This is a genomic window from Algibacter sp. YIN40, assembly GCF_057219435.1.
On sequence record NZ_JBXVVC010000004.1, the window covers coordinates 214,160 to 240,737 of the forward strand.

The 26,578-nt window shown below is 33.5% G+C and carries 14 protein-coding genes and 1 tRNA gene; 3 read left to right on the top strand and 12 right to left on the bottom strand.

Annotated features, from left to right (window positions below; translation table 11 throughout):
• Window positions 1-35: 35 nt before the first annotated feature.
• Window positions 36-3,926: a type IX secretion system sortase PorU gene (gene porU / locus AC2D6V_RS14455; RefSeq protein ID WP_484649496.1), complete on the bottom strand. Its 3,891-nt coding sequence runs from the start codon at window positions 3,924-3,926 to the stop codon at window positions 36-38.
• A 265-nt stretch (window positions 3,927-4,191) separates the two neighbouring features.
• Between porU and gldJ the strand changes: the two genes are divergently transcribed.
• Both gldJ and AC2D6V_RS14465 read left to right on the top strand, forming a co-directional pair.
• Window positions 4,192-5,880 carry a gliding motility lipoprotein GldJ gene (gene gldJ / locus AC2D6V_RS14460; RefSeq protein ID WP_484649499.1) on the top strand — a complete coding sequence of 563 codons (1,689 nt, stop codon included), beginning with the start codon at window positions 4,192-4,194 and terminating at the stop codon, window positions 5,878-5,880.
• 86 nt (window positions 5,881-5,966) lie between these two features.
• Complete coding sequence (locus AC2D6V_RS14465) at window positions 5,967-7,241, top strand: UDP-N-acetylmuramoyl-tripeptide--D-alanyl-D-alanine ligase (protein ID WP_484649501.1); 1,275 nt, start codon at window positions 5,967-5,969, stop codon at window positions 7,239-7,241.
• A gap of 56 nt (window positions 7,242-7,297) precedes the next feature.
• Here AC2D6V_RS14465 and AC2D6V_RS14470 read toward each other — a convergent pair whose 3' ends face one another.
• The 10 genes from AC2D6V_RS14470 to AC2D6V_RS14515 all read right to left on the bottom strand — a co-directional run bounded on the left by AC2D6V_RS14470 (window position 7,298) and on the right by AC2D6V_RS14515 (window position 22,488).
• Window positions 7,298-13,441: a two-component regulator propeller domain-containing protein gene (locus tag AC2D6V_RS14470; RefSeq protein ID WP_484649504.1), complete on the bottom strand. Its 6,144-nt coding sequence runs from the start codon at window positions 13,439-13,441 to the stop codon at window positions 7,298-7,300.
• Between the two features lie 528 nt (window positions 13,442-13,969).
• A complete protein-coding gene (locus tag AC2D6V_RS14475; protein WP_484649507.1) occupies window positions 13,970-14,740 on the bottom strand; it encodes a LuxR C-terminal-related transcriptional regulator in 771 nt (256 codons plus the stop codon).
• A gap of 274 nt (window positions 14,741-15,014) precedes the next feature.
• Window positions 15,015-15,089, bottom strand: a tRNA-Val gene (locus AC2D6V_RS14480).
• A 77-nt stretch (window positions 15,090-15,166) separates the two neighbouring features.
• Window positions 15,167-16,384 carry a bifunctional folylpolyglutamate synthase/dihydrofolate synthase gene (locus AC2D6V_RS14485; RefSeq protein ID WP_484649511.1) on the bottom strand — a complete coding sequence of 406 codons (1,218 nt, stop codon included), beginning with the start codon at window positions 16,382-16,384 and terminating at the stop codon, window positions 15,167-15,169.
• Window positions 16,385-16,390: 6 nt separating this feature from the next.
• The gene (locus AC2D6V_RS14490) at window positions 16,391-17,239 is read right to left on the bottom strand and encodes an energy transducer TonB (protein ID WP_484649515.1); all 849 of its coding nucleotides are present in this window, start codon (window positions 17,237-17,239) and stop codon (window positions 16,391-16,393) included.
• A 63-nt stretch (window positions 17,240-17,302) separates the two neighbouring features.
• Window positions 17,303-17,695, bottom strand: a complete 393-nt coding sequence (locus AC2D6V_RS14495; RefSeq protein WP_484649518.1) for an ExbD/TolR family protein — start codon at window positions 17,693-17,695, stop codon at window positions 17,303-17,305.
• Between the two features lies 1 nt (window position 17,696).
• Window positions 17,697-18,398, bottom strand: a complete 702-nt coding sequence (locus tag AC2D6V_RS14500; RefSeq protein ID WP_484649521.1) for a MotA/TolQ/ExbB proton channel family protein — start codon at window positions 18,396-18,398, stop codon at window positions 17,697-17,699.
• Window positions 18,399-18,548: 150 nt separating this feature from the next.
• On the bottom strand, window positions 18,549-19,949 hold the full coding sequence (nhaD, locus tag AC2D6V_RS14505) for a sodium:proton antiporter NhaD (protein WP_484649523.1): 1,401 nt from the start codon (window positions 19,947-19,949) through the stop codon (window positions 18,549-18,551).
• 99 nt (window positions 19,950-20,048) lie between these two features.
• On the bottom strand, window positions 20,049-21,275 hold the full coding sequence (locus AC2D6V_RS14510; protein ID WP_484649528.1) for a Glu/Leu/Phe/Val dehydrogenase dimerization domain-containing protein: 1,227 nt from the start codon (window positions 21,273-21,275) through the stop codon (window positions 20,049-20,051).
• Between the two features lie 157 nt (window positions 21,276-21,432).
• The gene (locus AC2D6V_RS14515) at window positions 21,433-22,488 is read right to left on the bottom strand and encodes an anhydro-N-acetylmuramic acid kinase (protein ID WP_484649530.1); all 1,056 of its coding nucleotides are present in this window, start codon (window positions 22,486-22,488) and stop codon (window positions 21,433-21,435) included.
• A gap of 98 nt (window positions 22,489-22,586) precedes the next feature.
• On the opposite strand from AC2D6V_RS14515, the gene AC2D6V_RS14520 reads away from it, so the two are divergent.
• On the top strand, window positions 22,587-23,729 hold the full coding sequence (locus AC2D6V_RS14520; RefSeq protein ID WP_484649535.1) for an acyl-CoA dehydrogenase: 1,143 nt from the start codon (window positions 22,587-22,589) through the stop codon (window positions 23,727-23,729).
• 162 nt (window positions 23,730-23,891) lie between these two features.
• Here AC2D6V_RS14520 and AC2D6V_RS14525 read toward each other — a convergent pair whose 3' ends face one another.
• Entirely contained in the window at window positions 23,892-26,342 is a 2,451-nt protein-coding gene (locus tag AC2D6V_RS14525) for a helix-turn-helix domain-containing protein (protein WP_484649537.1), read from the bottom strand.
• Window positions 26,343-26,578: the final 236 nt, after the last annotated feature.

Consider the following 26,578-nt stretch of genomic DNA (forward strand, 5'->3'; position numbering starts at 1 on the left):
AAATCCGTTTAACTTACCAAAAACTTCGGTTATTGTTAAAGAATGACTAATTTTTCTATTTTTTCAACCTTCTTATTTAATAATGGCGATCTAACGGTCAACTTATAAATATAAACACCTTTTCCAATTTTATCTCCAAAATCGTCCCTACCATCCCAAATAATATCTCGTGATAAAGAACTTGTAACTTTTGCACCTCCTGTGGTCTGACCATTAAGCGTTTTAACAAGTTTACCCGAAACGGTGAATATCTGTATAGAAACGTCTAAAGCATCAGAACTATTGTGGTTAAACCAAAATTCTGTATAATTCACAAATGGATTGGGATAATTTAATACATTGTTTATAACTAATTCTTGATCCTTATCAAATACAATAAACTGAATTTCAGATATTGATGAATTATTATAAACATCCCATGCCTTCAATGTTAAGGTATGAAGCCCAGGTTCTAAATCTCTAAAAGGAAAACTTACTATACCTTTTTGATAACTATCAACTTCAGTTTGATAATAATCATTTAAAACAAATGGATTAGCCTCGTCTCCATCAATAATTGCAACTATATCATGACCAATGCCACTCGCAGTATTAATACCGTTCGAATCTTCCAACTTTGCTAATAAGGTTGGAGATTCATTGGTTATACCGCCAGAAACAAAATTTTCATCATTCATAAATAATGAAATGACGGGGCCGACATTATCTTCTTCGGCATTTTCATTTAAACCTCCAATTCTTACTGTATTTATACTAGCACCTGCATAATCTAGTAACAATTCTTCGTTTTTAGCATAAAAACTCAGTTTTCCGAAACCAACTGGAATTCCTATATCTCTTGGGACTACAAAATCAAATTCAAATTCACCATTAACTACGGTTGCCTGACCTCTAAAAATTACAGACCCTAATGTTGTAAAGTCTAATTTGATTAATTGACCACCAGAATCTCTGGTACCATCATTCGCTAAAGTTTGTCTTTCTATAGATTTATCATAAATAGTAGTGGTTAATGTGCCGTTAAAATTAGTAAGTACATTTCCTGAAACATCTGTCACCTCACCTTTAAGTTTAACATAACCAAGGGCTTGTAGTGTCTCCGTTGATTGTGCAATAGGAACATCGTTTATTTGAGTTAATCTAATATTAGGCTTGGGAAAAGCTAGTTTCATGGCTGGGTCACCGATAAAGAACACTAATCGTCTTTGACTTTGTCCAGATAAAGAAGGATCATTTTTAGTCAGTCTTAAAGCTTCTGCCATAGTTGGGTATTCAAAATCGCTAAAGCTATCATTATCACTAAAAGAAAATAAATATTCTTCTAAAACATCATTGAAGTTAGTTCCAAAAATAACAAAGACCTGCCTGGTAGTAGTAATTAATCCTATTGCTCCAGATTCCTTATTCCAATAAGCAAACTCGCCAGCGGTATCTCTAAGTGGATTATCAAATTTAGTAAACTCACAAGTAACTGTAACAAAACAAGTTAACTTACAAACATTTTGAAACCCTTGAATGTCCGGTTTTTGAAGAATTCGTTCAACAGCCAAACCTTCTTCTCCGCCATGACCAAAATAATTTACTACCAAAGCTCCCTTATCAATCTCATTTACCATAGCTTCAGTAACCTCTGGATAGGTATCTCCTCCAGCAGAAGAATTCTGTTGAAAAGCATCACTATGTAACTTAACAACATTAATGAATGGTTTCTCTTGAGTAACCATATCACCTAAGTTGTTTGTGGTTTGTTGCAAAATAGCTTCCCAATCTACATCTACATCATCAGATACTGCTACAAAATTATTTCTCCAACTTCCAAAAGATTCTTTGGCATAATACGATTCAATTTTATCAACCATTTCTTTAGCACGTTGCGGGGTATCAGCGAGTATTCGACCCACAGCAATATCTAATCTATCACTATTAACCATCGTTCCTTCATTGTCGTCCATCATGCCATAAAAATCATCAGACACAAAAGAAAAAGTGAGACTAAAACTATTGTAAGAATACCAAGAAGGCACTATATTGGTGTTATTTCTTAATCTATCTTTATAATCGTATGAACCATCACCAAATAAACATAAATATTTTATCCTTTTTTCTGGTGTACTGGCATTATCATAAACATACTTTACTAAATTCCGAATAGCTCCTACATCTTGATTACCTGTACTGAACTCATTATAAATCTCATTTAAGCCCACAACCTTTATGTTTAGTCCATATTGTTTTGTATTTATACCAGCTAAACGTTCGGCTTGATTCAACATATTATTTGGAGCCACTATTATATAATCAATATCTTGAAATTGCCCTTGATCATTATTAAAAATGTTGCCTTTAATATTTTGATTACTTATTGTAGTTGTGCCATCCACTTGTGGCTCGAAATAATCCAAGGGTGTTACTGCAACATAGGTTTTTAATGTACCTAATGAAGAAGTAAAACTTAAGTTGGTATTTGAATCTGCATTTAGCAAATTGGTCACGTTATAAATATCAGTCACATCCCATATTTCTGAAACCTGAGAAGCATTTGTGATATTATATTGACCAACGCCAGATGACGTTGCAACACTATTGTTTTTAAACTGAAATTGATTATTCGAAAAATTCAATGCTCTCGTTGCTTCAACAGAAATATAATCTAAATACCCCAGAGCACTTGGATTCCCTTGATTATCAAAATTAAGATCGACTTTCAGCGTTGAAGAAGTTACATTCAAGTTACCGTTATACGAACCACCATTTGCTAAGTTAGTTTCAGTAGAACCTGCCATATTCAAATTAGAAACAGGTGATCCATTAACACTTACTTGCATAGAACTTTGAGATTCGGAAGCGGCTGCAACAAAAACTTTAACATTCACAGGTTCTGAGGTTACAATATCTGGAAAATCAAATTCAAAAGATTTTAAATTTTCAACATCAAAACGATCACCAAACCAACGTCTTCCCACCGAAGCAATATTGTATTCATCTTTTTCATGAAATTGATACTCTTGATAGGTGTCTATAATAAGATTAGGTGTTCCGGTTGGTTGGATAAAAGGTTGCACACGTTTTCCATTATCAGAACTTACATTTATATAATAATAAGTTTTATCAGTATAACAATTAATGTTAGTATTACTTTCTACATTAAATTCTCGTGGTCCTTGAGCATAACACAATATATGGTCTTCATTATTAAAAACACCATCTTCTTCTCCAACAAATTTTATAGCATTTTCAACTACGTCGAAAGGATAAGGTTGGGCGTTAGAATAAGGTATCATGCGACCACCATTACCATAAAGTTTAATATTTCGTGGATCCACATTGTTAACGTTAACGCCTAAACGCTGTAAAAAACTTTTTGACAATCTAAAAACCCCAGTAGTATCAACATAAAAACGGTACCATTCACCAGAGCTTAAAACAGAATTTGTAATTATTCGTGAATTATTAAAACTCTTACTATTAAATGGAGACTTATTTCTACTTGTAGCAATTTTATAGTTTATTTGAAATGAAGTTATTCTTTTATATGTGCCATTAGCTTCCTTTATAATAGGAGTTAATTGAAAATACAGATACTGCTTGTTTCTTGCTTTTGAGTTTTTAATACTATACTTTAGTTCTCCATTGATGCTTAAAGGTCTTAAATCGCCTAAGCTATTCTTGGAAATAGTTTCATATTTAACATTGCTAATACTCACAGAACCTTCGTCAATGTTACTATTATTTTCCCATTGGGCAACAAACTGTAATCCGTCCTTATAATCGTAGCTAAAATTCTCCTTATTAAATGCAGGTACTTTAAAGCTATAACTTCCAGTAGATAAGGTTCGAAATCCTTCCCAATTAATGTTGAAGCTTTTTTGTTGCGAAAAAGTAACTAGAGAACAACCTAACAAAAAAACTAATAATTTCTCTTTCATTGCTTGAATAACGCTATTAATTAACTGATATTATCAAAAAAAATAACAATTTTAAAAACGAGTTCAAAAATACAATAATAAATTAGGAAAACGAACGTTAATACAACACAAATCGACATGCAAAAACAGTAAAAACATCGATGAAATGCATCAAAAATAAGGTGAAATACACTTTTTTTTAGTTTAAATGCAATAAATCGCTTGCAATCTTGGGTTTAATTCTTATATTGCAGCACCAAAATAGAAATTTAGCTTACTTAAAGATATGGATATGAAAAAAGTAATAACGTATAGGACTCTGTTAATACTAGGGTTGTCTTTAGCAGCGTTTAGTTGTAAAAAGTCAACTAGTTCTAAAAATAGTTCTAGAGCCACCGGATGGCAAATTAACGACAGAGAAGGCGGTTTTCAATACAATACGCGTTTTGAAGAACAAGAAACTTCCCCGGGTTTAGTATTTGTTGAAGGCGGTACCTTTACAATGGGTAAAGTACAAGATGATGTTATGCATGATTGGAACAATACGCCCAATCAACAACACGTGCAATCCTTCTACATGGATGAAACCGAGGTAACTAATGTTATGTACTTGGAATATTTAGATTGGATTAAAAGGGTTTACCCACCAACTGATGAAAATTTCAAAGCTATATATCACGGAGCACTTCCAGATACTTTAGTATGGAGAAACCGTTTAGGTTTTAACGAAATAATGACCGAAAACTATTTACGTCACCCAGGCTATGCAGAATATCCTGTTGTTGGTGTAAGTTGGATTCAAGCAGTCGAATTTGCTAATTGGAGATCCGATCGTGTAGGTGAAATGGCTTTACAAAAAGAAGGTTATACTAAAAGAGGTTCACACCTTACTGATGTATCAGCCGATGCGACTTTTAATATTGATACTTATATAAATGCCCCTACCCTAACTTATGGAGGTAATGAAGAAGTTATAAATCCAGAAGGTGGTAGAAATAGAAATGCGCAAGTTGATGCGGATGGAAATCCTATTAATATTTATGCTAAACGAGAATCTGGAATTCTTCCTTTAAAATATAGACTTCCAACAGAAGCAGAATGGGAATATGCTGCTTTAGGACTAAGTGAAATACGTAGTTATAATGTTTATAGAGGACGTAAAAAATATCCTTGGGATGGTCAATATACTCGTGCTGGAAAAAGAAGAATACGTGGTGACCAAATGGCTAACTTTAAGCAAGGTAAAGGTGATTACGGTGGAATAGCAGGTTGGTCTGATGATGGAGCTGATATTACTAATGCTGTAAAATCATACGATCCTAACGATTACGGCCTATACGATATGGCAGGTAATGTTGCTGAATGGGTTGCCGATGTTTATAGACCAATTGTGGATGATGAATTCAACGACTTTAATTACTATCGTGGTAATGTTTATACTAAAAATTCGATAGGTGAAGATGGTACCGTACAAATAGTAACATCTGAAGATATTGTTTATGATACGCTTTCAACTGGTAAATTAATTGCCAGAAACTTACCTGGTGAAATATTACAAGTTAAAGTTGATGAAAATGAAACTTACTTAAGAACGAATTTCGATAAGAGTGATGAAATAAACTTTAGAGATGGTGATAAACGTTCATCTAGAAATTTTGAAAGTTTTGATGAGGAAGATGGGGCTGATGGAGAATCACAAACAAGTAAAATGTACAACTCTCCTAAACATAGTGTAGAGAGAGATTCTTTAGGTAACCTAATTAGAGAATATGACAAGAATAATAACAGAACATCTTTAATTAATGACCAAGTAAGAGTATTTAAAGGTGGGTCTTGGAAAGACAGAGAATACTGGTTGGACCCAGCACAAAGAAGATATTACCCAGAAGATATGGCAACAGACTATATTGGATTTAGATGTGCAATGTCTAGAGTAGGTTCTAAAACCAAAAGAAAAAATAAAACTAAAAACTAATATTTAGTTTGAAAAATAATTAAAAGTCCTAATTTCGATTAGGACTTTTTTATTACATTTAATTATAATTCTTTATAACTCATTTTTTGAAAATAGCAGATCTTCACAAATTATTCCTCGAGTGCCATTCAGCATCTACTGACACGCGAAAAATCAATAATAAGGATATGTTTTTTGCTTTAAAAGGTGATAATTTTAATGGTAACACCTACGCAGATCAAGCTATTAATATGGGTGCAAAATATGTGGTAATAGATGAAGCTATCTATTGCAAAGGCAGTAATTATATTTTAGTTAACAATGTTTTAGAAACCTTGCAAGAACTTGCCTCTTATCACAGGAACTATATAAAAATTCCAATAATAGCTTTGACGGGTAGTAATGGTAAAACAACAACGAAAGAACTCATTAATGCTGTACTTGCTCAAAAATATCAAACTACAGCAACAGTTGGAAATCTAAATAATCATATTGGCGTGCCATTAACACTACTTTCAATGACCAAAGACACCGAAATTGGCATTGTTGAAATGGGCGCTAATCACCAAAAAGAAATTGAATTCTTATGCAGTATTGCTCAACCAGATTATGGATACATTACAAACTTTGGTAAAGCCCACCTAGAAGGTTTTGGTGGGGTTGCAGGTGTTATTAAAGGCAAAAGTGAAATGTATACTTATTTAATTACCAACAGCAAAACTGCTTTTGTAAATACTGAAGATGCTATTCAAGTTGAAAAAACAAAAAACGCAAAGAAAATCACATTTGGTAAGTCGAACCAAGATGTTAACATAAATTTTATAGATGCCAGCCCATTTGTTAGATTGATGTACAACAATTTAGAGATTAATAGCCAACTTATTGGCAATTATAATTTTACAAACATTGCTGTATCAATAGCTATTGGGAATTATTTTAAAGTTGATGATAGCAAAATAAAAACAGCAATAGAAAGCTATATTCCATCTAATAATCGTTCTCAAATTAAACAAATAGGTTCTAATAAAATTATTTTAGATGCTTACAATGCGAACCCAACAAGTATGGACGCTGCCTTGCATAATTTAGAAAAACAGGAAGGACATAAAATAGCCATACTTGGTGACATGTTTGAATTAGGGAAAGAGGAAAAACAAGAACATCAAGTAATTGCAGATTTGGCTGTTTCATTAAACATTGATAAACTTATTTTTGTTGGCGAAAACTTTTATCAATCAAGCATATCATTAGAGCATGCAATGCAATGCGAATCGTTTGATGATTTCAAAAAGAGTTTTGATGCCGCTTCTATTGAAAACGCAACAATTTTAATAAAAGGGTCTCGTGGTATGGTTTTGGAACGGGTTTTAGAACTTCTATAAAGAAAAAATCAGGTAGATTAATTTAACCTGCCTGACTTTTACACTAACAAATAATTTTAATACTTTACCAATCTAACAACATCTAATTTACTCGCTTGTTTTAAATTTACAATATATATGCCACCTTCTAGGTTTTGTCCGAATTGATAGTCTTCATTGGGATCAAACTCTCCCTTATGCACCAGCCTGCTGTTAACATCAAATACTTGAATATCTACTCTTTCTAGACTGTTACTAGATATTACCTTAATGTTAAAATAAGCATTCGATGGATTTGGCCAAAAATTTACAGAGCGTTCTACAATAGTATTCACTTTTTTGCTATTAGACCCTTTACTAGCAAGACCCTCTGGCAAAATGGATAAATTGTAGCAATCATAGGATAAACCTCCGGTTATTTCAACAAAATAAGTTGCATTACCAGACAAGGCATATTCTTTTGTTGTTGCAGTTGTTTCTTTTGTTGTTGCAGTTGTACTTATAGGAACCAGTGCTGCAACATTTTTACCATCAGGGTATAGCGCAACATTAAAGCCAGGAGAATCGTGTGTAAGGCTTACAGTGTAATTACTACCTTCAGCGTCCGTATTAAACTTAAACCAATCTGCAATATCTGTACCTAATGCAATTCTGCCATTGGTTATAGAACCATCACTTGAAATCTCTCCCGCCTTCTTTTTACCATTATTACTTTCCCATTGATCTTTACCATTATCAGTAATTATAATCTCTTTTGATAACACGCAACCATTGAAATCATTTACCCAAACTATATAGTTTCCACCTGAAAGCATTGAAAAATCTCCAGATTTCTGATACGAGCCATCATCCAATTTATATTCATAAGGAGCCGTACCACCATTAGCTATTGCATTTATGGTTCCTAAACCAAGGCCACAACCAGAGGCATTTGTTTTACTTGCCGCCAATGACAAGTTAGCATCAGGCTGCTCGATAATGTAAGATTCAGAAACTGTACAGCCAGTACCAAGATCGGTAATGGTTACATTGTAGTTGGTACCAGAACTAAGACCCGAAATATCTTCGGATGTTGCTATTATATTTCCTGTCCAACTATAAGCAAAGTCTCCAGTTCCACCAGTCACGGTTAAATCAATAGAACCGTTAAGCTCTCCTCGGCAAGAAACATCTGTTATAATGTCATCAACTACTATTTCGGGCAATGTTGGAACAACAGCTTCAAGCGTTGCGGTGCATCCATTATTATCACTAACTTCTAGCAAATAACTACCAACTGCAAGTCCGTTTATGCTTTTTTGCGAAGAGGTATATTCCCCACTTTCAGTCTCTGTCCATTCATAACTTAAAACACCTGTTCCTCCAGTCACTTCAACAGTTATAGATCCGGTGCTTTGACCAGAGCATGTACTTTCTATAGTTACTAGTGAGGCCAATAATTTGTCTGGTTCCGAAACGGTTTTAGATATAAATCCAGTACATCCGTTAGCATCTCTCACTGCAATTTCGTAAGTACCGGCTTCAAGGTTATTGAAGCTAAATGGAAACTCGCCCACTTCAAAGTTAATACCATCTTCACTAAAAGAAAATGGTGCATCTCCATTGGCATTGGTAACAGTTATAACACCATCATCAGCTTCAAAACAACTTACATCTGTTACCGAGGCCGATGGATTAAAAGCTTCGCCTACTGTAAGATCAATACTTGCCATGGTTGTACATCCGTTTGCATCTGTAACAGTAACGTCGTATGTGCCAACAGGTACATTTTCGATGGATGCTGATGTGGCTCCATTGCTCCATAAATAGTTGTAATCTAGAGTTCCGCCTTCAGCTGTTACCAATGCAATGTTGGAGCAGCCTGTTGAATTGTTAACAATACTTGATGTTAATAAAGAAGGTTCCATAATGTTGACATTATTCAACGATGCCGTTAAACCATTTGCATCTGTTAATAATAAATTATAAGAACCTGGAGTTAAACCAGACAGGTCCTTGTTTACAGAATTGAATCCAGGGTCTCCATCATTTGTCCATGCAAAGGTATATGGCTCTAAACCGCCAGTTACTGATATATTGATTAATCCATTATTGTTTCCGAAACAGTCAATATCAGTTCTAACATCCAATGTTATAACTGGAATAATAGTTCCATTGCACACTTCTGGCAATTGCTGAAAACCAATGATGGCAGGATCTGTATCCGTTCCATCTGCCAACCAAGGTTCATAATTTATGTCACCGCTAATTTTGGCAGCAACCGAAGCGGGATCAGACAGTCCATACCAGTTACACGTGGCATTTGGAATATTACCACTAAATTGTTGAATAGCTAAACCGCCATTACCAACAATGCTGTTATTATTATAATTACCAATATAGCTATTAACCAACATTCCGGTGCCAAAATAATTACTAAGTGTATTATTTGCAATCGTTAGCTGTGGTAAAGGCCCAAAATCCAGTCCTGCAAAAATGCCTGAAAAATAACCTGCAGGATTTGAAATTGAATTATTCAAAATGTTTGTTGTTAAACCACTTCCCTGACAATTAATACCAATTCCGGCAGCTTGTATAAAATTATTTTCAATAATCGCAGTTTTTACTGCTGACTCTACTCTGAAGAAAACACCTAATTGTCCATTTGTCACTTTGCAGTTTCTTACACTGCCGCCACTTTGAATAAGAATATTGTGTACATTTCCAAACGGAGCAATAACAGACAAATCCTGAATATTTACATCACCAATATCTTGAAAGGTCTGAATTACACCCGGTTCAGTAAATGTTCCTGGTGGTGAAACCGTGTTAGCTGGCTCGAGGATTGAGGTTAAGTCTTGTCCAGCACCAATTATAGTAACACCTTTTGTTATTGTAACCTGTTCGGTATAAGTTCCGGCATCAACATAAATTGTTCCTCCTATGGCTATTCTGTTAATGGCATGTTGAATAGTCGCATAAGGTAAAGCTGCAGATCCAGGATTTGTGTCATCACCAACTACCGTAGTATACACGTCATTTGTTTGGTTAGTATCATTTACATAAATAGTAGTAACACCCTCACAGCCGTCTGCGCTATAAATTGTGCTTACGTCTTTACTCCAATCTGCTGGAATACTATTTATAACATCGGCATCTACTTGGATACAGGACAGATATGGATTACCATAAGCCCATAATCTTGTTAAACTATTGTTTGATACATCTAAATTAGTAATAGACGTGTTGTAAATTCCCAAATTAAAAAGCAAAGGATTATTACTTAAATCAATCTGTGTTAAATTAGGGTTATCTGCAATCCACATCTGCTGTAAATTAACATTTTGAGACAAATCAATTTCTGAAATTTGGGTAACTTCTGTTGTTAAATTTGTCAAATCAACATTTTTTGTTACATCAATTGCGATAAGTGGATTTATACCTACTGCCAGATTTAACAGCTTCGTGTTTTTACTTACGTCTATGTTGCTTAACGCATTACTTTCCAACCACAATATGGTTAATTCAGTATTTTTGGTAACGTCTATGTTAGTAATTTGGTTACCTACTATTTCCAATCTAGTTAATAAAGTATTTTGAGTGACATCAATACCTGTTAATTGATTATTCCAAGCTTTTAGACGTGTTAAATCTACAAAGGCCTCAATACCTGTTAAATCTGAAATATTTTCATTGCTTACATCCAAGTGTCCTGTAATAGCTTCTGCTTCACTTTTTAAAATAAATCCATTTACAGGATCACCAATATTACCGTCTATTCCTTGATCAATTAACGCTTGCTCGAAATTAGCATCGGGAATGGAAACATGTTCGGGTTTTGTAGAACAATCGCTGCTGTAAATGACTATTGGGTCTTTTACCCAGTCACTTGGGACGTTATGAACAATTCCTGGATCAACCTGTATGCATTCCAAATTTGGATTTCCATCAGCACCAAAAGAAACGTTAGTCCATGATGGTGGTGTAAAATTAGGGTTGTTTCCATTGGCTATATTTAAACTTGTTAACTCATTTCCACTACATGAAATAAATTCTACTAAAGGATTGTTTGAAACATCTAGAGTCGTTAACTTATTATTAAAACAAACCAACTCTAATAATTCACTGTTGGAACTTACATCCAAAAGAGTTAACTTATTGCTATAAATATGTAACGATGCTAAATTCGGGGAACTTGACAAATCAATATCTGTCAACGAGTTATTTGCACAATGCAAGCTGATTATATTCGGATTATTTCCTAAATTTATTTCAGTTAATGAATTATTATTACAATATAACTCTTGTAAACCAACAAAATGTTCGATCCCTACTAAGCTCGTAATATTTTTATCATTTATGATTAATCCTGTAATGGAAGCAGCAACACTTTTTAAAATTAAACCATCAGTAGGATAACCTATTTCTCCGTCAAAACCCAAATCAATTAGGGCCCGCTCAAAATTAGCGTCTGGAATATATACTGTACCACAATCTTCACTTAAAAGTCCTCCAGAATAACCAAACATGAGCATTGATACTCGCTCTTCTGCTCCTTCCTCTTCACCTTCTTCTAATGCAATTACTGAGTCCGCATTAACACAGGTTATATTTGGGGTCTCCCGAATGTCAAACCCTGTGATTTTATCATTATTACCATTTTTGACGTTTAAATAGGTTAAGTTTGAACTGCCCCTAACGCTAACATCTCTTAAATTAGTATTTTTAGAAAGATCTATTCCTGTTAGGTTACCCCATCTCCCATAAAATTTCCACAAGCTAGTATTTGAAGAAACATCTATACTGGTCATTGCCGTTCCATCTACAAATAATTCTTCTAATAGTAAATTGTTACTAACATCTAAGGATCCAATATCTGGGTTCCGCAACACGCCAAATCGCGTAAGTTTTGTGTTATTATAAACATCTATTTCAGTTAATTGGGCGTCAGTTAAAAACAGATCATCCAACTCTTTATTATATGAGAGGTCGACCGATGTCAAATCGCTATAACTTAAACCAAGTTTAGTTAAACCCACAAAAGCTTCGATTCCTGTTAAGTTGGAAATTCTCTCTGTTAAAGGATCAAGATCGATTAGTTCATTATGAAAAAGAGGATTGGTTTCTGATAATGGATTTGTTAGTATTAATTCCGTAACTTCGAATACATCCGTTCTTAATACTTGACCGTTAATTGTGCCATCAGAGTCTATACCGATTTGAATTAAAGATTTTTCGAAAATTTCGTCTGGAATTGAGATTGTACTTATTTCAACTTTACTGACTCCAGAACTCCAAGTTCCAACCCATAAATCGTCATTGTCATCTTGAAAAAATGATCTAACACCACCATTTAATAAGCCTTCATTTGTAGTGTAAGTTGTTAATTCATAACCGTCAAATTTGGTTGCGCCAGCATTACTTCCAATCCAAAGATCTCCAAAACTATCTTCAGCAAGTGCTCTAATTTTAACATTAGGTAAGCCATCTGCTTCCGTAAAGTTCGCCCAAGTAGAACCATTAAATTTAGTAAGGCTAGGGCCAAAATAATTAGCAAACCAAATATCATCATTCTTGTCTTGTAAAATAACCCAAATATCATCGGCTTCCAATCCACTGTTATCTTTATTATAATTCGTCCAGGTAGTCCCGTCAAATTTAATAGCCCCACTTTCGGAACTTCCAAACCATAAATTTCCAGCATTATCTTGAATAATGGTTTGTATAGCAATAATAGCAGCATTATCACTTATAGTATAATTGGTCCAAGTAGTACCATCGAATTTCGATATGCCGCCTGATGTTCCTATCCAAATATTTCCTATATCATCCTCAATAATATCAAAAACATAATTATCAACTAGTCCATTATCAGTTGTATAATTAGTGACGCTTGAATAATCAAAAAATGTTACTCCTTCTGTAGTTCCAATCCATAAATTATTTGCACTATCATGGAACAACACGCTTACATTATCACCAACTAAACCATCGGCAGTTGTATATCGTGTCCAATTAGTACCATCAAATTTTGATAAGCCTGGAGTACCTTCAGGATTAGTCCATGAGCCATACCACATATGTCCATTATGATCTTGTTCAATAGCATAAATACCTCCTCCATTTATACTATTAGGGTCATTAGAAGGAAAATAGTTCGTAATGTTTTGAGCATTTATACTGGTGCCAATAAATACAAGTGTTAGTAATAGAATGAGGTTTTTAAAGTAAGTATTTTTCATAATGGGTTGATTTTAATTAATAGCACTAACAACACAAAAGCATTACGCATATGTGAACAAAACAACAATAAAAGTTAAGATTACAAACTTGGGGTTGGCTATTATTTGCAATTAGAGGGAAAGACTATTAAAAATTAGAGTCCTTATAAAAAAAAGTACCTGATGATATTAAAACAACAGGCACTTAATTTATTATAATTCTCCCTAAGAATTAATTAATAGCAATGTAAATTTGCAACTAATTAATGTAGTACACAATACTCAATTTGAGTAGTTTTTAAGCATTTTCGACTAAATGAGTTTTAAAAACGATGAAATACATATTTTTTTATTGTTATCAAATATCAAATTTATTGTATCACCAATTTCTTATTTACTGATGCCCATCTTGTTCTATTTTTAATAAATACATTCTAGGATTCAGATTAGAAATATCCAATTTGAGTATTATATTGACAATTAAAAAAAATTAGATATGTTTGATGATATTTACACAAAATGACATTATATAATCTATTTAAATTTACATTAAATTAAATGTTTATTCATTTTAAGCATACCAATAAGTTCTCCTGTTGAAGAAATTTTAAGTTTTTTTAGTATGTTTCTACGATGTGTATCAACAGTATTCGAACTAATATTAAGTTTTATCGCAATGTCTTTACTCGAATGATTAAGTACTAGCAAACGAATAATATCGCGTTCTCTATTGCTTACCCCAGCAGATAATAATTTTTGTGAGAAATTATTAAAATAAACAGTCTCATATTCGTTATTATTATTTAACCTTTTTGCCGAAGCACAAACCTGCATTTTAATTTCTGGACTTACAACTGTATAATGAGCTAATCCAATAATCGGTTTGTTTTCTGTATCATACTGCAAAGGTGTTGTACTTTGAATAATATTTACATATTCGTCTTTTGACTTTTTAAATCTATAATTCCAAGTATAACTCATTTTATCTCTGTCTTCTGCAGTTATTTCCTTCATTGTAAAATCCATTAACTCGTTAAGAGCTGCGAGCCATTCTTGTAAGTCATCTGGATGAATACGACTCCAAAAGTACCGCATTCCTTTTTCCTTCAAAACGTTATCATGTATACCCAAACATGAAAACATATTTTTACTTATATACTCAAAAGAAAGGTTTTGGGTATTAGTCACACAAAAAAATGTAGAACTATGAGGTAAATAAAAGTCTAACTCAATAAATTTAAGAATATGCTCTTCGAGAGTAGGTGAACCATACGATTTAAATATTTCCGAATAAGTTTTTTGTATTTGATTTAAAGCCATACTTAATCCCTTTTATAAAATGCAATTCTTAGGGAGAATTATGTACAAATTATAAAGCTATGCCCAAACTTTTAATAATATATAAATATAGCTCAAATTGTTAATGAATGAAAAGTTAATTAGAATTACGACCCATACAAAATCAATACAAATCAATATTCGAACTAATTTTTATTTCTACCTTTAATAAATGAAGCGTTTTAAGTTAAAAAGGTGTGAAATATTTTAAATAAAAAAATCCTGATAATTAAATTATCAGGATTTTTAATTGTAGTGGGCGCAGAGGGATTCGAACCCCCGACCCCTTGGGTGTAAACCAAGTGCTCTGAACCAACTGAGCTATGCGCCCTCTAAATAGTCCCGATGGTTATCGGGATGCAAATATAAATTAGTTTTTAATACTGGAAAAACTTTTTCAACAAAAAATTAAATTATTTCAGCAACGACAAAAGTGCTCCCTCCAACAAATATTAAATCATTTGATTTAGCATTTTTTAAAGCATCCTTATAAGCATCCTTTACCGATTGATATGCTTCTCCTAACAGATTATGGTTGCTGAAAACTTGCTTCAATATTTCAGCATCCAAACCTCTTGGAATATCTGGTTTACAAAAATAATAAATGGCTCGTTTTGGAAGCAAATCTATTATTGTATTTAAATCTTTATCACTCACTACACCAAAAACAACATGTAAAGTCTTAAACCTTTCTCTTTCTAGTTGTTGCATGACATGTGTAAGCCCTTCTCTGTTATGCCCTGTATCGCAAATAACTTTTGGATTGTTGTTTAAAGTTTGCCAACGTCCCATTAAACCGGTATTGTTGACAATATTTAATAGCCCTTCTTTTAAATGTTTTTCTGAGACTTTGTATCCTTTATTTCTAAGTATATTAATTGTTTGAACGGCTGTTTTAATATTTTTTGATTGATAACTTCCTGCTAAATCAGTTTTATATTCTTTTAAAATGCTTTTATCAGCAAATATCATCTTTGATTGATGTTTTACTGCTAATTCTTCAAAAACCACACTAGTCTCCCTTTGAGTTTCACCAATAACAACGGGTACTTTAGGTTTTATAATTCCCCCTTTTTCGAAGCTAATCGCTTCTAAGGTATCTCCTAAGAACTGAGTATGATCTAATCCTATATTTGTAATTACTGATACTTCTGGGTTAATAATATTTGTAGAGTCTAATCGACCACCCATGCCCACTTCAATAATAGCGATATCAACTTTTTTCTTAGCAAAATATTCAAATGCCATACCCACCGTCATTTCAAAAAAAGACATACTGTTGTCTTCAAAAAAAGACTTATTTCTTTTTATAAAACCAATAACGAATTGTTTACTTACTTCTCTGCCATTAATTTTAATACGCTCTCTAAAATCCTTTAAATGAGGCGACGTATATAGTCCAACTTTGTAACCTGATTCTTGAAGAATAGATGCTAACATATGGCTAGTAGAACCCTTGCCATTGGTTCCTGCAACATGAATAGATTTAAAATGTTTGTGAGGATTTTTTAAATAATTAGCAAGTAAAATAGTATTACTCAAATCTTTTTTAAAGGCCGATTTACCTTGTCGTTGATACATTGGTAGTTGAGAAAACATCCAATCAAGCGTATCTTGATACGTCATTATGTGTTATTGACTTAATTTGAAATTCACACTAACAAAACCAATTTGTCTTGTGGGTGCTTTTGAATCTGCTGGCCATTTATGAGATAATGCAATCTTTCTTGCTGGATCTAAAAGACAAACTGCATTATTTGTTGTGCCTCTAACACCTGGTTCTGCTTTAGTTACATTGCCATTTTTATCTACTTCTATTCGAACAACAACGCGTCCTGACTCGTTACAATCCTGTTTGATTGTTTTATAGGAAGCACGTCCTCTACCATTTAAACCATAACCAACACCACCACTTCCCGTACCTTGACCACCGAAATAACTCGGTGCATAAGGATCTCCATCTAACTGCCCCTTATCTCCTGCTCTATCATCATTACCTTCACTTCCAGCTTCACTTCCCTCAGATTTACTAACACCACCAATAAGGGCGTCTAATTTCTTTTTCTTCTCCTCTTGCTCCCGTTTTTCTTTAGCTATTCTATCCGATTCTGCTTTCGCCTTAGCATCTGCAATGGCTTTTGCTCTTGCCTCGGCTTCTTTTTGCTTTTTAATTGCAATAGATTCAACATCTTCCTGAGTTAGAACTTCTTCCTTAGTTTCAGAAGCTTTGGTTGGTTCAGATTTAGAAACATCCGGCTGTGGTGGTTCTTGAATCTTTCTGGGTTCAGACTTAACTGGTTTTAATGGCTGAACATTACCTTTTCCAAAAGAGGAGTTTCCAAAATTAACAGCAACGCCATATTCTTCAGGAGGATCCATATAAGTTGTACCAACAACAAACAATAACAGCAATAATATAACAGCAATTAATGCCGTTAATTTAGCGGAATTCTTTTCATGTTTTGTTTCAAAATACTTCATTATTATAAAAACTTCTCGATACAATTCTGGCTAAAAAATTAAGTCACTCGAATTGACAAATTATTAATTAGGCTTTACAGCTAAAATAACCTTAAACTTATTTCTATTTGCTATATCCATAACCTTTACAACATGCTCAACAGGCACAGATTTTTCTGCTCTTAAAACGATTGTTGGCTTTTCTTGTGAAGAAAGCAAGGTTAATAATTCGTTTTCTAAAACACTTTCACCAACTCGTTTCTGATCTATATAATAGGTCAAATCTTTTTTAATACTAACTGCCACAGATTTTTTGTTTTCTGTTTTACCACTTGCTTTTGGTAATAAAATATCAATAGCATTGGTTGTAACCAACGTAGAAGCTATCATAAAAAAGATAAGTAGCAGAAATACAATATCCGTCATAGACGACATATTGAATTCTGGGGTTACTTTATTTCTTCCTCTAAAGTTCATACTATGTAGGTTCGTTTAGGTGATCTAAAAACTCTAACGAATTAGCTTCCATTTGATATACAACTTTATCAGTCTTAACAACTAAATGATTGTAAGCTATGTATGCAACAATACCAACTATTAAACCTGCTACAGTGGTCGTCATTGCTGTATATAAACCACTTGCCAATACATCCATTTCTATTGAACCACCTGCATTTGCTAATTCAAATATTGCTAATATCATTCCAATTACCGTACCAAGAAACCCAATCATTGGAGCTGCCCCAGAAACAGTTGCCAGAATACTTACATTTTTTTCTAGACCATAAATTTCTAATCTGCCTGCATTTTCAATGGCTGTATTAATATCGGCTAGCGGTTTTCCAATTCTTGAAATTCCTTTACCAATTAATCTAGACACAGGTGTATTTACCTGAGCACATAATACTTGTGCCGAATCAATTTTACCATTGCTAACATGATCTTTAATTTGATTCATAAAATTAGCATCTACTTTAGAAGCTGCTTTAATTGCAAAAATGCGTTCAAAATAAATATATATAGCGCCTACAAGCAAAAGAAAAAGGACAGCTATTATAACTTGTCCGGCAGTGCCTCCGCTACTAATTAATTCAATAATCGAAAGTGTTTTTTCAACAGACTCGCCATCGGTTAGCACATCTGTCCCGTCTTGGGAATTTTGTAATAGAGTATTTAGCATATAATTTTAATTTATCGCAATTTTATAACGCTGGTTTAGACGCTAAAGTATAACAAAAATACATTTCAACTTATAATCTTATACAAAAACAGAAATATTAGTGAATTCACACTAACATTTCTGTTTTCATCATATTAAACTGACTGTTAATTAAAATAGTGTTCTTGTAAACATAAATGCAACGGCTCCTACTAAGAACCCTACAAATGCCAACCAAGCTATTTTTTTTAAATACCAGAAAAAATCAATTTTTTCCATTCCCATAGCCACAACTCCTGCAGCAGAACCAATAATCAACATACTCCCACCAGTTCCAGCAGAATAAGCTATAAAGTGCCAGAGTTCATTATCGATGGGCTCATGAAACATACCCAAACTTGCTGCTACTAAAGGAACATTATCAATAACTGCAGAACCAACACCCAATAATAAAACTACTAAATCTGAAACACCTTCATGACTCCCTTGATGTAATTCAGTTCCTAACATTGGCATATTTTCCTGCAAGGACCCTGCAAAATTAAATAAGATCCCTAAAGATTCTAATGCCGCAACTGCCATTAAAATTCCTAGGAAGAATAATATACTTGGCAATTCTATTTTAGATAATGAATAATGCACTGGACTGTGTTGGGCATGTGCATCACTTTCTTCTGCGTGAAACTCTGTCAAACTAAACTTAGAACTACTATATATTTCGGCAAAAACAGCAACAATACCTAATGATAGCATCATACCTACATATGGAGGCAAGTGTGTTATCACTTTGAAAATAGGAACAAAAACAATAGCTCCCAAACCTAAATATAGCATGGTACCACTAAACTTTGATTTCTTTTCTTCTTCTATTTGTTCAATGTCCAGATCACCCCTAAATGCTGGCAAAAATGATGCTATAAATGTTGGAACTGCCATACATAAAAAAGATGGTAATAATAAATACCCTATTAAATGTCCCGTCGTTACTTTTTTACCTATCCATAACATGGTAGTAGTAACGTCACCAATTGGCGACCAAGCTCCTCCAGCATTTGCTGCTATTATTATTAAACCTGCATACCATATACGTACACTTCTATCTTTAACTATTTTCTGAAGTATTGAAATAAGAACAATCGTTGCAGTAAGATTATCTATTATCGCTGATAAGATAAAAGCTAATATGGCAAAAATCCATAGAATTTTGCTTTTTTTCTTGGTCTTAATAAAATCTTTAATAGTCGAAAAACCGTCAAAATAATCAATGATTTCAACTATTGTCATCGCTCCTAAAAGAAACACTAAAATCTCAGACGTTTTACCCAAATGATGCAACAGAGTTTCTTCCATTAAATGCATCTTTTCTTCATGACCTAGCAAACCAAAATTTTCCAATAAAGCATGTTTTCCTGAATCAAACCATTGCGGAAAAGTATCTATTCCTAAAGCTATTAATGCCCAACATATAGCCATCATAACCAAAGCTGGGATAAGTTTATCGATTTTTATACTATGCTCAAGTGTAATAGCCAAATAGCCCATTACAAATACTAAAATAATAGCTGCTTCCATAAATTAAAATATTGTTGGTTGTTGTTAAATTGTATTTTTTATTTTTTTGATGCGCTTTAATTAACTTAATTAATAATATATTCTAATGGCTGTTTTGTTTTAAATTAATTGTTCCAAAGCAATTTCAAAAGCTGTTTCACTTATTCCCGTATTAGACTGGTTTTTATTATATACTTTTTGGATTGCTTCCCTAATTTTATTAGACGTATCATTAAAAATTGCATCATCTGTCATTAACACTCGACGTTCCATAAAATAAGCAAAAACCCTTGCCATGCCACAGTTAGATATAAAATCTGGAATCAAACTAACACGATAATCTGTATGCTCCATAATTGGTCCAAAAAAGATTTCTTTATCAGCAAATGGCACATTCGCTCCGCATGAAATAACTTCCAAACCACTATCTATCATTTCGTCAATTTGATGAATGGTAATTAAACGAGAGGCTGCACATGGTGCAAAAATTTCCGTTTTAATTAACCATATCTTTTCGTTTATTTCTTTAAAGGGAATTAAATTATCGCTAACTAAAGTATTACTTTTTTTTGCGAGAAACAAGTTAGTAATCTCTTCAAAAGAAAAACCATCTTCTTTAATTAATCCTCCAGCAATATCTATTATGCCAACCACTTTAGCTCCCATCTTAGATAAATAAAAGGCAGCTGCCGCTCCAACATTACCAAAACCTTGCACCACAGCACGTTTACCTTCAATTGATCCGCCATAAATATCGTAATACTGTTTAGCTGCTTCTGCAACACCAAAACCAGTAATCATATCTGCTACAGTATATTTTCTAGAAACTGACGGGGAATAATCAGGATTTTCAATAACTTTTATAACGCCTTGTCGTAATTGACCAATTCTATTTATTTTGTCTGCTTCAGTTGGTTTAAAATGTCCATTAAAAACACCTTCCTGCGGATGCCAAACTCCGCTCTCTTCAGTAATTGGAATCACTTCATGAATTTCATCTACATTTAAATCGCCTCCAGTTCCATAATAACTTTTAAGTAATGGAGAAACGGCAGCATACCAACGCTCTAAAACACCTTTTTTACGCGGATCACTAGGGTCAAAATTTATTCCCGACTTTGCACCACCAATAGCAGGTCCAGAAACGGTGAATTTAATTTCCATGGTTTTTGCTAATGACAAAACTTCGTTCATATCTAAACCTTTACGCATTCTAGTTCCACCACCTGCAGCACCACCTCGCAAAGAATTTATGACTGTCCACCCTTCAGCATCTGTTTCAGGGTCCTTCCAATTAAATACAATCTCAGGGTCTTTATTTTCGTATTTTTTTAATAATTCTTTCATTTTTAGATTTCTTTTTAATTCAATTTAACTTAACACTTTATGATACGGAGAATAGGATTAAGTGTAGCTATAACTGATTCATTCTAAAAAAGATTAAAAATATTAAGTTAACAAATATAAAAAACTAAAAATCTTAAATATTAAATTTTGAATAATTTTATGGATAGAAAATATTTCCAGAACTATGGTCATTAACAGCTCCTGTCACGCTTCTAAGGCAATTAACCTCATTCCTAAGCTTTAAGATACCTAGGAATGCAAAAATAAGAGCTTCTTTAAACTCAATAATTTCTTTTGAAGGCACAATGATTTCAGTTTTTGAAAGGGTTCTAATTCTCTTCAGTAAAAACTTATTATATGCGCCACCACCTGTAACTAATACCGAACCTTTTTCATTATTAATTTCTAAAGCAATTTGAATAGCTATATGTTCAACAAACGTTCTTAAAATATCTTTAACCTCTAATTTATAACAATCAATTAAAGGAAAAATGTTTAAGCTAACCCACTCTAATCCTAATGACTTTGGATGAGGCTCTTTATAAAAGGTTATTTCATTTAATTTCATCAATAAGTTTGCGTTGATATTTCCCGTTGAAGCCATTTGTCCTTCATCATCATAATCGAATCCTAAAGTCTTCATATAGTGGTTTAGCACAATATTAACTGGGCAAATATCGTAGGCAATCCTATCACTACTTTTATCGAATGAAATATTAGCGAATCCACCAAGGTTTAGACAGAATTCATATTCCGAAAACAATAATTTATCTCCAACAGGAACTAAAGGAGCTCCTTGACCTCCAAGGGATACATCTTGAACACGAAAATCACAAACAACTACTTCACCTAATAATTTTGAAAGTATTGCTTTATTACCAATTTGATATGTAATTCCTTCATCTGGTTTATGCAATGCAGTATGGCCATGCGATGAAACTGCATCTATTTTATCAATCCTATATTTTTTAATGAATAGCCCAATTTCCTTAGCGAGATATTTCGTGAAGTCATCATCAACCACTTTTAATTCTAAAGGAGTTAAACTAACCAAATTACATAAAACACCCCGCCATTTTTTATCGTATTCAACAGTTGAATACCTATTTATTTTAAACTGCCACCCTTTGTCGAATTTAAAGGAGGTATAAATTAAATCTAAACCATCTAAAGATGTTCCAGACATGACGCCAATCACATTATATTCTTTCATTATCATATTAAGTAAAAATAGTATTTTCCATTAAACATATCACATTAAAAACTTATATTTGTGCATATTTTTTATGATATTAATAATATTTTAAGGTTATGGATTTTAGTCTTTCAGAGGAACATATAATGATTCGTGATGCGGCTCGCGATTTTGCTCAAACAGAACTACTCCCGGGTGTAATTGAGCGTGACAATAAACAACAATTCCCAGATGCATTAGTAAAAAAAATGGGCGATTTAGGTTTTATGGGTATCATGGTAGACCCAAAATACGGAGGAAGTGGTATGGACGCTATTTCTTATGTTCTTATTATGGAAGAGTTATCTAAAATTGACGCCTCGGCTTCTGTTATAGTTTCAGTAAATAATTCATTAGTTTGCTACGGACTAGAAGCCTATGGTTCTGAAGACCAAAAACAAAAATATCTTACTAAGCTTGCTTCAGGTGAATTTGTTGGTGCTTTTTGTTTGAGTGAACCTGAAGCAGGAAGTGACGCTACTTCACAAAAAACTACAGCTATAGATAAAGGCGACCATTACTTAATAAATGGAACTAAAAACTGGATTACAAGTGGCGGGCGTGCCGATGTTTATTTGGTAATTGCACAAACTGATCGCGATAAAGGATCACACGGTATTAATGCTTTTATTGTCGAAAAAGACACCGAAGGCTTTCATATTGGACCGAAAGAAGATAAACTTGGTATTCGAGGAAGTGATACACATACTCTTCAATTTAATGATGTAAAAATTCCAAAAGAAAACAGAATAGGCGCCAATGGTTCTGGTTTTCGGTTTGCCATGAAAACTTTATCTGGAGGACGTATAGGAATCGCATCGCAAGCACTTGGCATTGCACAGGGTGCTTATGAGTTGGCTTTAAAATATTCTAAAGAGCGCAAAGCATTTGGTACTGAAATTTGTAATCATCAAGCAATTGCTTTTAAACTCGCCGATATGTATACAGACATTGCTGCTGCTAGGCATTTGGTCATGAAAGCGGCTTGGGATAAGGATCAAGGGAACAATTACGATATGTCCAGTGCTATGGCAAAATTATACGCATCAAAAGTTGCTATGGAACACACCGTTGAAGCGGTGCAAATTCATGGTGGTAATGGATTTGTAAAAGAATACCATGTTGAGCGTTTGATGCGTGATGCAAAAATCACTCAGATTTATGAAGGCACTTCTGAAATCCAGAAGATTGTAATCTCGAGAAGTATTTTGAGAGATTAAAATATTTCTTTTGTAATCCCGAGGAGTATACTTTGAGATTAAGTTTCGTCATTCTAAGGAGTGAAGCTACCTAAGAATCTATTTAATCATACTTCTAAGTTTTTCATGAATCTTATTTTGAATAAAGCTAACATTGATAAGATTGTTACGTCACTACGTTCCTCACAATGATGTTTTATTCTTTTTTAAACCCTCTAAGACCAAACGCAACTCACCGTAACTATACTTATCATCCACTTGATGTTTTAAATCTGATAGGTTTTCAAATGTTTTCTTCGGAATTAAAGCTTTCAACTCTTCATAATGATTTTCAGGAACTAAATCAGTAACCTTCACTTCCCCAGAATCAATGAAACTAGCTAAATGTCCAATAATAGTATTGGCATTCAATTCTCGTTCATTAGCAATCTCTTCAATCGATTTACCAGATTGAAACAAACGCAACGATTCCTTTTTAGTATCTCCTTTTTCACGTTTAGGTTTAGGTTCATCAAAAATGGTAGCATCATTAGAAGTTTCAATATCATGCTCATCGCAATAAGCCCTAATCACTTTCAAAATAGCAGAACCATATTTTTCAACACGAGTTTTCCCCATACCATTAACCTTTAACAACTCCGCTTTATTGGTTGGCAACGTTTCGCATATTTCATACAAAGTTTTTTGAGCAAAAATCTGATAATGAATCAAGTCTTTCTCCTGGGCAATATCATTTCTCAACATCCTTAGTTTTTCAAATAACTCTACATTACTCGTTCCATCAATAACCGTTTTTCTAAGTTTCTTAGGTTTATCTTTCCCCATAAAAATAGACTTCGCACGTAACTCTAAAATTTGTTCAGCAGTAAAACCCGATTGTAAACCATTAAAATAATGCAATTTTACAGACAGTAATTCTTCAAAACTATCTAAGTGTTTGGTAATCTCACTACCAACAGTTTGATTATCGGTAGTAAAAGCAAACGTTTTTAAAGGTGTCGTAATTTTAGTTTCTGTTTCCTTTTTAAAATAACCAATCCCCTTTTTAAAACGTTCTTGAATAATAGTATTCTTTTCTGGTAAACCATCAGCTTGCGCAAGTTCCTTTAACTGAGCGTTAAACCCATTTGCCACTTTCAAAAAGTTAGTAACCGTATCTTTAATAGGCAAAAATGTGTCTTCAATAGCACCTTTAATCACCGTTCTATTCTTGTAATAAATATCTAAAATCCGATTCAAAGGATATAATAAGGTATAAAAACCAAACACTTCCGCAATCAAATCCAACTGAAAATTTTTCTGTGAAAGCTCCAAAACAGTTTTATCAGGTGTATGCTTTTCAGCATTTTCATTAAACGATGTGACATTCCCATCACTAATAATCTGTGTTGAATTAATTTTACTCTTCAACACCAAGCCTTCTAAAGTTTTACAACGGCTCAAAGCCACGTATGTTTGCCCATGCGCAAAAGCACCTTGCGCATCAATAATAGCCCTTTCAAAAGTTAAACCCTGACTTTTATGAATCGTAATACTCCACGCTAAACGCAACGGCATTTGAGTGTAAGAACCAATTTTATTTTCAGTAATCGCCTTCGTTTCAGCATCAACCGAATAATTAATATTCTCCCAAATTTCGGGTGTAACGTTAATATTAAAATCATCATCAGGACAATGCACCACAACTTCATCAGCATCCAATAAAATTACCTTACCTATCTTACCATTAAAATAACGTTTCTCAGGATTGCTATCGTTTTTCACAAACATGACCTGTGCACCAACTTTAAGTTCCAAACACTCTTTATTAGGGTAAGCATACTCAGGAAACTTACCATCCACTTCAGCCTTATAAGTAAAGGTCTTGGTTTTTAACTTCTCCAACTCCGCCATATTCGTCGCTTCCGCTTTGTTATTATGAGTCGTTAGCGAAATATAGCCTGAATCAGGTTCAGGAGTAAAATCAGGAGCGAAGCGTTTATTCAACTCCAAAGCTGCCGCTTCAGAAAGTTTATTATTCCTAATCTCGTTAAGAATTTCAATAAATTTTGGATTCTCCTGTCTATAAATATGCTTCAACTCAATAGTAATCGCATCACATTGCTGAAACGCATGACTACTAAAAAAGAACCCGTTTTTATAAACGTGCTTCAACAAATCCCACTCCTGCTCCTTAATCACTGGCGATAGTTGTTGCAAATCTCCAATCATCAATACCTGCACACCACCAAAAACTTTATCTCTATTTCTAAACCTGCGTAAGGTTTTATCAATCCCATCCAACAAATCGGCGCGCACCATACTAATTTCATCAATAACCAATAAATCCATCGATTTAATAATATTGATTTTTGTCTTACTGAATTTTCTATTAAATCCTTTTGAAGCATTCAAATCTGTATCAGGTAAAATTGGACCGAAAGGCATTTGAAAAAATGAATGTATTGTCACACCTTTGGCATTTATAGCGGCTACACCGGTAGGTGCTACCACCACCAAACGTTTCAAACTATTCATTTTTAAACGATGCAAAAAAGTAGTCTTACCAGTACCTGCTTTACCTGTCAAAAAAATAGATCGGTTTGTATTGTTTACAAACGCCCAAGCTAATTCTAATTCTCTATTTTCAGTCATTAACAATTTAAAAATTGAAGATAATAATTTGAATAATTATTTGGGTAGGTTTTAAGAAAATAAAAACCTAGAATCGAACTACTATTTTTATTTAAGTCATTACGTTTTCTTGTAAAGTTTAATCCAAAAAAAAGAGTCTAATTACATATGTAATTAGACTCTCTAAAAAAGGCGACGACCTACTCTTCCACAAATGTAGTACCATCGGCGCTAATGGGCTTAACTTCTCTGTTCGG